At 42.9% G+C, this 13,598-nt stretch carries 11 protein-coding genes; 4 read left to right on the top strand and 7 right to left on the bottom strand.

What is annotated here, in order from left to right; genetic code table 11:
- Nucleotides 1-118 precede the first annotated feature (118 nt).
- A complete protein-coding gene (locus MUCPA_RS07630) occupies nucleotides 119-355 on the bottom strand; it encodes a hypothetical protein (RefSeq protein WP_008505549.1) in 237 nt (78 codons plus the stop codon).
- A gap of 346 nt (nucleotides 356-701) precedes the next feature.
- Here MUCPA_RS07630 and lepB point away from each other — a divergent pair, with 346 nt between their 5' ends.
- Entirely contained in the window at nucleotides 702-1,811 is a 1,110-nt protein-coding gene (lepB, locus tag MUCPA_RS07635; protein WP_008505550.1) for a signal peptidase I, read from the top strand.
- 90 nt (nucleotides 1,812-1,901) lie between these two features.
- Here the strand turns inward: lepB and MUCPA_RS07640 are convergent, their stop codons facing one another.
- Nucleotides 1,902-3,092: a phosphoglycerate kinase gene (locus MUCPA_RS07640; RefSeq protein WP_040627167.1), complete on the bottom strand. Its 1,191-nt coding sequence runs from the start codon at nucleotides 3,090-3,092 to the stop codon at nucleotides 1,902-1,904.
- 155 nt (nucleotides 3,093-3,247) lie between these two features.
- On the opposite strand from MUCPA_RS07640, the gene MUCPA_RS07645 reads away from it, so the two are divergent.
- Complete coding sequence (locus MUCPA_RS07645; RefSeq protein WP_008505552.1) at nucleotides 3,248-3,847, top strand: hypothetical protein; 600 nt, start codon at nucleotides 3,248-3,250, stop codon at nucleotides 3,845-3,847.
- 52 nt (nucleotides 3,848-3,899) lie between these two features.
- On the opposite strand, the gene MUCPA_RS07650 is transcribed toward MUCPA_RS07645, so the two are convergent.
- The 3 genes from MUCPA_RS07650 to MUCPA_RS07660 form a co-directional block, all read right to left on the bottom strand.
- On the bottom strand, nucleotides 3,900-4,334 hold the full coding sequence (locus MUCPA_RS07650) for a GNAT family N-acetyltransferase (RefSeq protein ID WP_008505554.1): 435 nt from the start codon (nucleotides 4,332-4,334) through the stop codon (nucleotides 3,900-3,902).
- Nucleotides 4,331-5,329 carry a type I glyceraldehyde-3-phosphate dehydrogenase gene (gap, locus tag MUCPA_RS07655; protein ID WP_008505556.1) on the bottom strand — a complete coding sequence of 333 codons (999 nt, stop codon included), beginning with the start codon at nucleotides 5,327-5,329 and terminating at the stop codon, nucleotides 4,331-4,333. Before gap ends, MUCPA_RS07650 begins: the two co-directional genes overlap by 4 nt.
- A 67-nt stretch (nucleotides 5,330-5,396) precedes the next feature.
- Nucleotides 5,397-5,930: a hypothetical protein gene (locus tag MUCPA_RS07660; protein WP_008505558.1), complete on the bottom strand. Its 534-nt coding sequence runs from the start codon at nucleotides 5,928-5,930 to the stop codon at nucleotides 5,397-5,399.
- Between the two features lie 266 nt (nucleotides 5,931-6,196).
- Here MUCPA_RS07660 and MUCPA_RS07665 point away from each other — a divergent pair, with 266 nt between their 5' ends.
- Both MUCPA_RS07665 and MUCPA_RS07670 read left to right on the top strand, forming a co-directional pair.
- A complete protein-coding gene (locus MUCPA_RS07665) occupies nucleotides 6,197-7,279 on the top strand; it encodes an acyltransferase family protein (protein WP_008505560.1) in 1,083 nt (360 codons plus the stop codon).
- Nucleotides 7,280-7,321: 42 nt separating this feature from the next.
- Nucleotides 7,322-8,932 (top strand): alpha-amylase family protein, encoded by a 1,611-nt coding sequence (locus tag MUCPA_RS07670; protein WP_008505562.1) that lies wholly within the window; start codon nucleotides 7,322-7,324, stop codon nucleotides 8,930-8,932.
- A gap of 103 nt (nucleotides 8,933-9,035) precedes the next feature.
- Here MUCPA_RS07670 and MUCPA_RS37610 read toward each other — a convergent pair whose 3' ends face one another.
- Both MUCPA_RS37610 and MUCPA_RS07675 read right to left on the bottom strand, forming a co-directional pair.
- A complete protein-coding gene (locus MUCPA_RS37610; protein ID WP_008505564.1) occupies nucleotides 9,036-9,176 on the bottom strand; it encodes a hypothetical protein in 141 nt (46 codons plus the stop codon).
- 255 nt (nucleotides 9,177-9,431) lie between these two features.
- A complete protein-coding gene (locus tag MUCPA_RS07675) occupies nucleotides 9,432-13,370 on the bottom strand; it encodes a Pls/PosA family non-ribosomal peptide synthetase (protein WP_008505565.1) in 3,939 nt (1,312 codons plus the stop codon).
- Nucleotides 13,371-13,598: the final 228 nt, after the last annotated feature.

Raw genomic sequence — 13,598 nt, forward strand, 5'->3', positions numbered from 1 at the left:
TGATAAAGTTTGAGGTTGTTTATGAATTTATAATCGCGGGTATTGTAAGTGTATAGCTAAAGGTCGGCGTATATGGTAGTAGCCGCAATTAAGGCATCGGGAATGCAGGTATCACAAATTACTTTTTCCTGGTCCACGCTTCTTTTCTAAGTTTAGCCGCGTCGATATTGTTGTTCGAAAATATTTCTTTAAGATCAGATATATCAATTGAACTATCTCCGGGTATAAGAGATACCCCATTAATAGTTGATATACTTTCTTTGTCCTTCAAGATATCAAAATCAAGATATTTAGCCAGGCTCTTTAAAATCTTTAAAGTTTCGGGCTTTTTATAATTGATGGTTACCTGTGGCATAACTTACTTTTTGATTGTTAAAGTTAATAAATATCAGCGTTAATAAAAAGGTAATTACTTTCACTCCCGAGGGTACACGATTTTGGTTTGAGAGTTTGTCTCGTGATGAACACACCTCTCCGCCCCTCTCGAGAGGGAAATCACACGGGCCCTGGCTTTGGATTACGGGACATAAGTTTGGTTTGGGGATACGGAGAGGAGTCAGTTTGTCGGGTGATGAAACACATCTCTCCACCTCTCAACAGATGAATTGCACAGGTACTATGCTTTTTCATGATAAAAACACAAAAAAAGCTTGTAACAATTCACCTTCTTCTCCATCAAAATATCATCAAAACTTAAAGCTATGCAATGGAAGTTCAACTTTAAAAAGCAACCAGGGACCAGCAAACCCAAAAAATCAAAAACGCGCGAATGGCTGGATGCCGTAATGTTCGCTGCTGTTGCGGCTACACTTATACGGGGATTGCTATTTTCGGCATACGCAATTCCTTCCGGTTCTATGGAGAGCAGTTTACTAACGGGCGATTACCTGTTCGTCAGCAAGATTAATTACGGGCCGCGCATGCCTTTTACGCCTGTAGCTGTTCCATTCCTGGAATCAACCATCACGCAGTATAATATCAAAACCTACTGGGATGGTATTAAGTTGCCCTATTTTCGTTTACCGGGTTTAAGCGAAATTAAGAAAGGCGACATTGTGGTATTTAATAAGCCAGAGGAGGCTGATCCATCCTACAACCGCCCTGTTGACGCGCGTACCAACCTAATTAAGCGTTGCCAGGCCACACCCGGCGATGTATTGACCATTGTAAACACCCAGGTGTACATTAACGGCAAGGCTGCACCCAATGCGGAAAAGGCCCAAACATCGTATCAGGTCGTTACCGATGGCATGGCCATGAATGAGTTGATATTTAAGCAACTGCACATTGAAGTACTGCGCCAAAGCGATATGAATAACTACGAAATGATTATCCCTAACGAAAGTGTGTCTGTTTTAAAATCGTACAGTAATATTAAAAGCGTTACGCCGGTTGTTGAAGCCGCAGGTATTTACGATGCTTCGGTATTTCCGCACAATGAAAAGTTTAAATGGAATATGGATAATTTGGGCCCGCTTACTTTGCCTAAAAGAGGCATGACGATAGCGCTTAACGACTCAACCATGATTTTATATCGCAGGGCGATTGAACTATATGAAAACAACAAGGTAGCCGTAAACGGGAAAGATATCATGATCAACGGAAAGAAGGCTGATACCTATACCTTTAAAATGAACTATTACTGGATGATGGGCGATAACCGCCATAACTCGCTCGATTCGCGCTTTTGGGGATATGTTCCGGAAGACCACGTGGTTGGCAAGGCAATGATCACCTGGATGAGTATCGATTCGGCAGGAACCTTCCTGGACAAGGTGCGTTGGAACAGGATTTTGAAACCGATAAAATAACAATAGCTGGTGCTTATAAAAAAGCCGGGAGATAAAGCTTAAGCTTATCTTCCGGCTCCTGATTTAGTAAAACCCTGCTATTTGTGGGGTTTATTCGTTGATGGCTTTAACGCCTGGCAATTCTTTACCTTCCATATATTCCAGCAAGGCACCACCGCCGGTTGATACATAACTTACATCATCAGTCAGGTTAAATTTGGCAACCGCAGCTGCAGAGTCACCACCACCGATTAAGGAGAAGGCACCGTTTTCGGTAGCTTTTACAACTGCCTCGGCAATGGCTTTGGTTCCTTTTTCAAATTTCTCCATTTCAAAAACACCCATCGGGCCGTTCCATAAAATGGTTTTTGATTCCTCAACTACCTTGCTGAAGGCGGCTATCGACTCAGGGCCGATATCTAAGCCCATCCAGCCATCCTTGATGTTATTGTTTTGAGCAGCTTCGGTATTAGCATCGTTCGAGAAATTATCGGCAATAACAGAGTCGGTTGGCAATAACAAGTTAACGCCTTTATCTTTGGCTTTTTGCACCAGGCTGTTAGCCAGGTCAAGCTTATCAGCCTCAACCAATGATTTACCTATATTACCACCTTGTGCCTTGGCAAAGGTATAAGCCATGCCGCCGCCGATAATCAGGTTATCAACCTTATCCAGCAATTTTTCTATCAGTTCAATTTTATCGGATACTTTAGCACCACCCATAATGGCTGTAAAAGGTTTTACTGCTCCGTTCAATACCTTTTCGGCATTAGCCAGCTCGCCGGCCATCAGGTAACCAAAATATTTGGCATCCGGAAAAAACTGCGCTATTACAGCTGTTGAGGCATGCGCACGATGCGCGGTACCAAAAGCATCGTTTACATAAATATCGCCAAGCTTTGATAATTTTTCAGCAAAATCCTTGTCGCCTTTTTCTTCTTCTTTATAAAAGCGAAGGTTTTCTAACAGTAAAACTTCGCCTGGTTTTAAATCCTTAGCTTTTTGCAAAGCATCAGCGCCAATGCAATCGTCGGCAAATTCCACCTGCTGGCCAAGCAGATCCGACAGATGCGGTACCAGGTGTTTTAATGAATATTTATTGGTAGGCCCGTCTTTAGGGCGCCCCAGGTGCGACATCAGTATCACCGAACCGCCGTCTTTCAATATCTTTTCAATCGTAGGCAAAGCCGCTGTCATGCGGTTATCATCTGTTATATTAAAACTATCATCCAACGGTACGTTGAAATCAACCCTGATTAAGGCACGTTTACCTGAAAATTTGATTAAATCAATTGTTTTCATAATTTTTAAAAGTGAAAATGTAATGCTGCCAAATTCCGAAATAATTACTATATACAGAAAGTATATCCCAATTATTATTACGATTACGAATATTTTAACCATAGGGCCTAAATGGCATCCATATTGCAATATCAAACGAGAAACAGGCACAATTAATGAAAATTTTTCTATATTTAGCTATCATCCTCTTTACATTAGCAAGCTGTAAAAAGCTTTATACAGTTCAGGTATTAAACACAGATTCAAGGCAAGGGATAAGCAGCTTAGCTACATCAAGCAATGTTATTAATTTTGACATTCAAAGCCAGGTTGTAAAAACAAAATTGGTTAACAATACACTTACACTCACTTATAATGAGGCCATTACCTTGCTATTAAGGTCGGATAGTTTGCAGCGGGCGTGGTCGGTTAGATTTGATGAAGATTTTAACGCCACTGAGTTACGCAAATTCGATTATTATGCTGTTAACAAAGATGGAAGCACCACCACTAATTACAGGGAGAGCAATTTGAACAATCTGGCTATCAAATCAAAAACAGATACCCTGATCAGTAACATATCTATGACTAAAATATCGTTTACCAGAACGTTGGTATTTACTAAAACCTATACCGGGGGTACCGATGCTACCAATGAATATCAATATTTACTAAGTGCTAAAGACACAATAGGCTTTTCGGCTTATTATGTTTTCAGTAGCGGTAACTCAGCGGCCTATTCGGATAAAACGAATTTAACTTATATAGCCGAGTAAATTATTCCCCAATATGGGTAATTAAGCACACCCCACCAAGCTTTGATAATTACTATTGAATTTTTAAATACAGCACATAATGAGGGCCGATACCGGCGATCTCAAACTGATCAGAAATAATTTCGAACCCGGTATTCTGGTAAAATTTCAAGGCTTTTAATCGGGCATTACACCAAATGTAATTGGCTTTTTGCCCACGCAGGTAAACGATAGCGAAATTAAGCAATTGGTTGCCTATACTTTTACCGCGATGGCTCTCTAACGTAGCCATACCACGCAATTGATAGGCTTTACCTTGATAAGCCGCGTAAATTTGTTGATGAAAGGAGGCCACGCACACCAATTCATCCTGATCAAAATAGCCGAGGTGAAACGCACCTGCAACTTCATCCGAAGGGAAACGGCATTCTTCGGGCCGTAACCTGCCTTCACGTAACACCAGGTTACGTATATCCAGCACATCATCGGCACTAATAAATTTGATCATGATAGTAAACGTATTTTTTCAACTAAATCGGATAAACGGCTGGAGTATCCCATCTCGTTATCATACCAACCCACTACTTTTACCAGGCCGCCCACTACTGATGTTAATTGAGCATCAAATATACAGCTATGCGGATTATCCAGAATATCAACAGAAACTATAGGGTCTTCGGTATATTCCAGTACCTCTTTCATCCCGTTTTGCGACGCTTTTTTAAATGCTTCGTTAATTTGCCGTACGGTAGGAGTTTGCTTTAAACTGCAGGTAAAATCGGTTAACGATCCGTTTAATACCGGCACCCTGATGCCGGCCCCACCCAAACGGCCAAGCAAATGCGGAAATATATTGGTAATGGCCTTTGCAGCCCCGGTTGATGTTGGAATAATTGACGCCGATGCAGCCCTGGCACGTCGTAAGTCCTTATGCGGAGCATCGTGCAGGTTCTGATCGCCGGTCATGGAGTGTACCGTGGTGATATAGCCATCGATAATACCCCAGTTATCATCGAGCACTTTTACCATGGTAGCCACATTGTTTGTTGTACAGGAAGCGTTAGAGAGGATGGGAGAATGCAGATCCATATCACCATCGTTTACTCCTAAAACTACCGATGGCACATCTTTACTTGTGGAAGGTGCCGAAATAATTACCTGCTTTGCCCCGGCTGCAAGATGTTGTGATGCGCCTTCGCGCGATACAAATTTGCCGGTAGACTCAATAACAAGATCAATATTAAGCGATTTCCAAGGCAATTGCAACGGATCCTTTTCGGCAAAAACCCGGATAGGCTTGCCATTGATAATCAGATTTTCAGCATCAAAGCTAACCTCGCCGCCTTTAAACCCCCTGTGAACAGAATCATACTTAAACAAATGCGCAAGCGTGGCGGTATCTGTTAAATCGTTAATGGCTACAACGTCTACATTGGTATTTTGCAATATCAATCTTAAAAATACGCGGCCAATTCTGCCGAAACCATTGATAGCTATCTTCATTTACAATAATCATTCAAGGGGGGCAAAGTTATAAAGAACAATGATAAGATGTGTAAACGTTATGCAATCAAACGTCGCCTCCTTTCTCAAAAGTGATATCAGCGCTAAGCCATGAGCCTCTCGATCTAAAATCCATCACATTGGCAGCGTTATGCAAAAAAGGTACTTCGTAATTTTCAAAATTATGCGGAACATCCTCGTCTATACATTCGCCATCATTCCACACTTTAAATTTGTATTCATACGCCGCTTTCTTTTCTCTTCGCCTTTCGCTATCAATGGTATGAGTGTGGGTACAGTAAGCTAAAACGTTATTATTCAGTTCGGCCTGCCAGGCCATCCAATACACGCCGGGCTCGCTATCCAGGCCGCTATCCTTAGCGTAATTGTAAATTTTAATGATCACGTTAAAGCCAAATCCCTTAGGCAAAACGTCGGGAATTTGTTGCAAATAGTGTAGAAGATCGTTCCCGTTTTGAATAGACGACGAACTCAGTTCGGGGCGGATCATGGCTACGTTAATAAAATGTGTTAAAAAATTACGGGTTGCCTTTAGCTTATCCGCTAAAAGCGAGCGCTCTTTTTTTGTTACCTGGTGCATAATAATCTATTTTTCCTGAAGGCAAAATTGACGAGAAATTAATAAAAACCGTAATTATATTGCCCGGGAAGCATAAATATTTAAATGGCTGCATTTTTAAGTAGCCCAATTTATTTAGCCAAAGGCTTTTGTTGAAACCGAAGTGTAAAGCTCAAAACGTATATTTAAAGCAAAATTGAATATTTAGCAAAAAACAGGTACCTAAACGGCACTTCAATTGCAAGCCGACTAATAATTTAGCTACCATAAAACACACCGGGAGAGTAATGTCTGTAAATACCAATCAAATAAAACGAAACAACTCTATAGACTATTTAAGAGGCTTGGCGGCATGTGGCATTGTGTGTTACCATATGTATCTATTTAATTTTGGCGAAGCGGATTCATCATCCATCCTGGCAAAGGTAAAAATATATGGTGTTGCCATATTTTATGTTATCAGCGGGCTAACATTGAGTATTGTTTACCTTGGCAAACTTGAGTTTACCAAATCGAGTATCGGCGAATTTTATTTTAAAAGGGCTGTAAGGGTTATACCTTTGTTATGGCTGGCCACTATTCTGCAAATCCTGATAGAATCAAACCGGGGATGGCCGCCCGTTAAAAAACTACTTAGCAACGTTACAGTATTTTATGGATCTTTTAAACCCAGCACTTTTATTGTTGGCGGGGCATGGTCTATCGGTAACGAAATACTTTTTTATCTTTTATTCCCCCTCCTGGTATGGCTCATTGTTAAAAACGTCAGGTTTTTTTACGTGGCTATCCTTTTTATTTCGTTACCGTTTTTTTACTATACGTTTAAAGGGCTCAACCCAACCGAAACACTTGGTCATCAATGGGATAAATATGCAAACTCGTTTGATCAGTTTATATTTTTCGCTATCGGCATCCTGTTCGGCACCTTTGCCCCCAAACTTGTAAAATTAAAGAGCTACCTCCCCTTATTTATTATTGCATTTGTGCTGCTATTTGCTTATTTCCCCGTAAGCGGCGAACCTATCCACCTGGTGGTTGGTTACACACGTATTGTACTAAGCTTGCTCACCATTATAGTATGCTACCTGTTTTACAATTGCGATTTTGGATTTTTACCCGGATTTATGAAGGCGATATTGAATTTTCTGGCCGAATGCAGCTACTCGATCTATCTGCTGCACCAGGTAATTTTTGCGGCGCTGTTAAGGTTTGTACATACCACTGCACCCGTATTGATATTATTAACCGTGAGCCTTACCTTGGTATTAAGCTATATCAGCTATAACTATTTCGAACTGTATTTTATGAATTGGGGCAAACGTTATGTGCAAAATAAACGCGCGGAGAAAACATTGCTGCCCGTTTCGTAATTTGTAATTTAATTAAGCCTGCAGTTATTGATATCTACTTAAATGAAGAAATTTTTATCAGTCCTTTTATTTATAGTTTTAGCTGGTGCTGCTATAAAAACCTTAACTGGTTGTATCTCATCACCCAGTCATACTACTGTTGATCAAGCGGGCAAGTACCCTGTAAAACCCAATGCCATCAAAAATATGTTTGGCATTAACTGTTACGAATGGAACTTTTTGAATAATCCATTTAACATCAACGATGTAAGCCATATTTACGACCCCAAAATGGATGTGATTAAAAGCTTTACAGGTGTACGGCATTATATGGACTGGAGTAAAATAGAGGCTACACAGGGGAATTATACTTTTAACCCGACGCACGACGGCGGCTGGAACTTTGACGCTATTTATGAAGGGTGTAAAAAAAACGGGATTGAGGTTCTGGTATGCCTTAAAACCTGCCCGCAATGGCTGGTAAACACCTATCCGCCCGGCGAGCGCGATAACGAAAACGTTCCGGCTCCATATAGCCTTAGCCACTCGGATCCGGCATCGTACATTTTACAGGCCAAAGCAGGTTTCCAGTTTGCGGCAAGGTACGGCTACAATAAAAAGGTAGACCCCGCTTTGGTTAAAGTGGACAGCAAACCACGCTGGACCGGCGACCAGGTAAATCAACCCCAAATTGGCATGGGCCTGGTTAAATATATTGAGTGTGATAACGAACGCGATAAATGGTGGAAGGGTAAAAGGGCGCAACAAAACGGAAGCGAATACGCAGCCAACCTATCGGCTTTTTACGACGGTGATAAAGGTAAATTAGGCAAAGGTGTGGGTGTAAAAAATGCCGACCCCAATATGCAGGTGGTGATGACAGGCCTGGCATCAGCCAACGTTCAGTTTGTGAAAGATATGGTTGAGTGGTGCAAAAAAAACCGGGGTTATAAACCTGATGGCAGCATCGATCTTTGTTTTGATGTGATTAACTATCACTTTGCCCCTAACGACCATAAGGAACATGCAAATGGCCAGGCCACCCGGGGCATAGCGCCTGAATTAAGCGAAGCCGGCGAAACAGCCGATGGTTTTGTTAGCCTATCTAATAGCCTGAAACAACACCCACCGGTGTGGATAACCGAAACCTGTTACGACATTAACCCCGGCAGTCCGCAAAGGGCCATAGCTATAGGCAACGAAAGAACAGCTGTTGAAACACAAGGCGACTGGCTGTTGCGCGCGGCGTTGTTATACAACCGCCACGGCATTAAGAGGGCTTTTTATTATCAATTATTTGATGACAACGGCAGCGCTGTTCAATACAGTACTTCAGGATTGGCTGATGGTAAAACCCTGGAGCGCCGCCCCGCTGCCGACTATGCTTTACAAGTTACTAAACTGATGGGCAACTATGAATATAAAGCCACCATTAGCCAGGATCCTTTAGTGGATGTATACCAATTGGGCGATAAAAAAATGTTTGTGTTGATGATACCTGACGAAAAAGGAAGAACCGGCCATTTTATGCTCGATTTAGGCAAGGCTAAAACAGCTCTGGTTCATAACCTGCAAATAGGTAAGAGTACAATGGGATCAACCCCGGAAGCAACCACAAACGGCAAATTTGATATGTATGTTACCGAAACGCCGATATTTGTGGAGGTACAGTAGTTTGAGAGTAATACGGCTATCAAAATCACATCACATCCATTACCTAAAGAAATAACAATCTGTAAATCCTCCGTAATTTAGTAACACGATAACCACTAACTCCTTATCCCTTCTTCCTTGCGGGATTAGATTTCATGGTAAAGTTAGCCTTAGAACTAACCGGACCGCCCTTGCCTGTGTTATTCTGCACTTCGCCTTTTTGAGCGGCTTTTAAAAAAGGGCTTTTTTTTGATGCTTTTGCCATGGGTATCTATTTTGAATATGATAAAGTTAACAAATACTTTGGAGTTTTTCTCCGCCTGATTTAAAACGAATGTAACTTAAGCATTATTGTAAATAAATAAAATGCCAATGTACATTTTGCACATTGGCATATCACCTTATCGAATTTTATTCATTCAGCCTCTTATACGAAGGTGCACATTAGCCCCCCATTAATTCTGAACATCTTCAAATTTACTCATCCGCACATTTGCAGACTTACTCATTTGCAGATTGGTTAAGCCGGTTTTACAGGGCTCCCAATCCAATCTGTGGAAGGCGAAAGTGTCTCGCCTTTCATTACTAACGATAAGGCATCAATATTACAATCGCTGGCAATATCGCTATCGTATAAAATAATTGAGCGTACGCCTATGCTGCTGCGCGATCCTATTTTAACCGGGCCTATCTTCATTACCCTGTCTTCAAACAAGTGGGTTTGGGGTCCGCAATCGTCGTTTAAAGCAACATCATCACCGAGGGTTATCATATCGTGCTCGGTAAAATCGGTTGTGTTAAGCCATGCTCTTTTTCCAATTTTTACACCCATTAAGCGCAAAAAGAAGGGAAGTAAAGGAGTGCCCTTTAAAAACTCTAACAGAAACGGAACCGCCAGCGCTTCGTATGTTGATGTTATGGCTTCGCTGCGCCAAACCAGCCAGGTCCACATAGGCTTTTGGCGTGCAGTATATTTACCTATAAAAACCCACTTCAAAATCAAGGTGAGTAAAAATGCCGGTATACCCATGTAACACAAGTAATAAACCGGGAAAAGCACAACTATCTTCCATAAAGGCTCGTCAACCACCAAATCGTGAGCATAGGCTATAAATAATACCGTAAAGCAAATAATGGCGCTTTCGGGCAGTATAATGCGGATAAATTCCACGGTGCCGCGGGCAAGCCTCCTCCGTTTTTTAGGATGGGTAGTCAATTCACTTGGATAAGGATTACTCTCCTGCCTTCGTGGCATAGCTATAGCCGGCGATCCAAACCAATCCCGGGCAGTTTCGTCTGCCAGTTGCTGCGCACTTGGCGGGGTAGATAAAACACCTACCAGCATATTGCCGGGCAACTCGTACCCTTGCGGGATAAGCGCACTATTGCCCACAAAGCTACTGCTATTGATAATCGTTTTTTCCAATATCAATTGCTGCCCGCGCACATCGGCTTCGCCCAGTGTAACAGCATCGGCTATAAAGGCTTCGTCGCCAATTTCCAGTAGCGGGTGTGTAACACTGCTGGCGGTGGATACCTCTGTGTTCTTCCCTATTTTAGCACCCAGCAATCTAAAAAAGGTGGATACATACACACTGGCAAAAATTGGATGCAATACAATTAGGCATAACGACATCAACTGATCTGCCATCCATTTGCGTACATAAAACAGGCTGTAGATGGGGTACTTGCCCGGCTTTATATCGTGTTGCAAAATCCGGGTTAGGAGTATGGTTTCAGCGGCAAATAATACGATGTATACCGCTGCAAACACGGGCACTAACCACAAATAGGTAAAATCATAATCGGGCGCGGCATTATCCAGTTTATTAACCGCTATAATAGTTGGTATAAGCGGCAATAAAATAATGAAAGGGAAAGCAAATACCACAAGCATAAAGATAAATGCGTACTTACGGCGGGTTGAGGCTGATACAGGCAATGGTTGAGGCAGATCGGCTATATCCTTCTTTTCCTTGAACTGAGCCGGGCTGCCATGCCATACTTCGCCCGGCTTAATGGTTTTACCGGCAGGCAGGTGGCTCAAATCCTGTAATTCGCTCCACTCCTCCATAACGGCACCGCCTGATATAACCGCACTGCTGCCGATATAGGCATGATCGCCGATGTGGATTGATCTAAGCTTTAGCATGCCATCTTCTACAAAAGCGTTATTCAGCACTACTTGCGAGCTGATGCTTACATCGCTGCCTATCGTCACCAAATCTTCGGCGCCAATAGTTAAGGAGCTCAATTGCGCATCAGCCGCCACAGTTACCCCCAGCAGTCGCAAAAATTTAGGATATAGCGGCGTACCATTTAAAAACTGTACCGGCACCAGGCGTTGCATGGTTTTAACAAACCACCAGCGGAAGTAATAACTTCCCCACAAGGGATAATCACCTTCTTTCATTTTGCCCAGCATTAACCACTTGCTTGCAATGGTTAACGCGGTAAACAACGGCGGAATAATGCAGAACAGGCCAATAGCCATTAAAACGGCATAACCGATATTACCTGTTTCCTGTTCTACATAATAATACCCGAGGTAGGGGGCAAATATCTCTACCGAGAACAAGCCGTAAATAATACCTAATGAGATGGTTTGGGCCACGCCGCATAAAAAATGCTTCAAGGCCGACGCCTGGTGATACGTACGTTCCTTTTTCTCTGTTTTAACTTCCGTTTCCCAGGTTTCAACCAATTTACTTAATGGGCGGTGCAGATAAATATCCTTTAACGATGCCTGCGGCAATGCCGCGTCTCGCCTTAAACGGGAAACCAGGGCGGCGGCTAATAAAGAGTGCCCACCCAGATCGGTAAAAAAGTCCATCGACAGGTCGATGGTTTTATTAGGGAAAATTTTGTTTAGTATGGCCAGAAAGCGGTCTCTCACAGGAGCATTCAGATCAAGCGTTTCCACCAGTCCATCCGCCAGTTGGGCGGTTAAAATATCCGGAACCGGCAATGCTTTGCGGTTAATTTTACCACTTGGCATACGCGGCATCTCGGGCAGGGCCATAATAGTGCCGGGCACCATGTACGATGGCAGTACTTTAGCCAACTCCGAACGAAGCAGGCTTTCCTCGATACAGGTATTATCCTCCGTTACCACATATCCTACCAGCTGGTCCTGATCATTACTATCCTTTTTAACCGCCACTGCGGCGGATATAACGCCAGCCAGGCCGTTCAGCTTAACTTCAATTTCGCCTAATTCGATGCGAAAGCCCCGTAGTTTAATCTGATCATCAAAACGCCCCTGTATATCAATAGTGCTATCCTCGTTAATAATAGCAGCGTCACCGGTTCGGTATATCCTGTCGCCCGGCAAATCAACTAAAGCGGCAGGTTTGGCTATAAATTTCTCCTGGGTAAGTTGCGGCAATTTGACATATCCCTTTGATAAACCCGGGCCGCTTATCACCAGTTCACCACGTTCCCCGCGTGGTAAAGGGTTTAACTGCTCATCAACCACAGCCAGGTTATAGTTAGGCAAAGGATCGCCGATGGTAATCAAATCGCCAAACTTTAGCGCAGCAAATGTGGCGCTAACCGTGGTTTCGGTAGGGCCGTAGCTATTAAAAAACTTCCGGTTTGGTTTGGCCCACCGGGCGAGTACCTGCGGTGTGCAGGCCTCACCCCCGGCGTTTATCAAACGCAACTCGGGGTTATTATCTTCCATTACGGCCAGCAAACTCGGCACGGCATGTAAAATAGTTATCTTCTGATCGCGTAATACATCACCAAGCTCATCAATTGCTTTTGATGTGGTATTATCTGCCACCCAAATGGTAGCCCCGGCAAAGTAGCTTACCCAGGTTTCCTCGCACCACATATCAAAAGATACCGAAAAGCCCTGGTAAACCTTATCGGTAGGCTCAATATGCAATACAGTTTGCTCGGCACGCACCAATTGGCATATTTGCCGGTGCCCTATGGGGATACCCTTGGGCTTACCGGTACTTCCGGATGTGTATAATACATACGCGCAGTCATCGGGCTGCGGCCCCTCGGGCAATTTAAATATTTCGTTAAGGGCTGGCCTGGCGGCAATGGTCAATATGGGACACTCCACATTAAGGGGCTCCATACTAAAGCAAGCATCCGCTCCTACCTCAAACAAAACGGTTTCTACGCGCTCTGCAGGCATATCCCGGTCTATAGGCACGTAGGCTGCCCCCGCTTTAATAATCCCTAAAATGGCTACGTGAAGCTCGAGCCCACGTTTCCACCATATGCCTATGTTATTGCCACGTTTGATGCCCTGGTTTGCTAATTGTACAGCAACAGCATCACTCCAGTGGTTAAGTTCTGCGTAGGTTAATGTTTGATTTTCAAAGATCAATGCGGTTTTATCCGCAAACTTCTGCGCCGATTCTCTGAATAAAACAGCAAGTGTTTCTTCTTTGATTAAATCTGGACGCTCAGCACCTTTGACGATACTAATAGTGCTCATGTTATTTTATAATTCCGCTGTTATTATGGTTTGTATAGTACCCTGGCGGATACACTTTTTGACATGCAATTATAGCTATAGTTTACTTATGTTATGTATCATCATTGTTAATAATTAGTTAACCGCTGCATTGTCCCTGTTTGCCGATGTCAACAAACAATTGTAACAAATGTTCGCACTGCAATTTTATTAAAATGCAATTCCTTACATCATACCTGTAAAAAATGC

The organism is Mucilaginibacter paludis DSM 18603 (genome assembly GCF_000166195.2).
Classification (GTDB): Bacteria; Bacteroidota; Bacteroidia; order Sphingobacteriales; family Sphingobacteriaceae; genus Mucilaginibacter; species Mucilaginibacter paludis.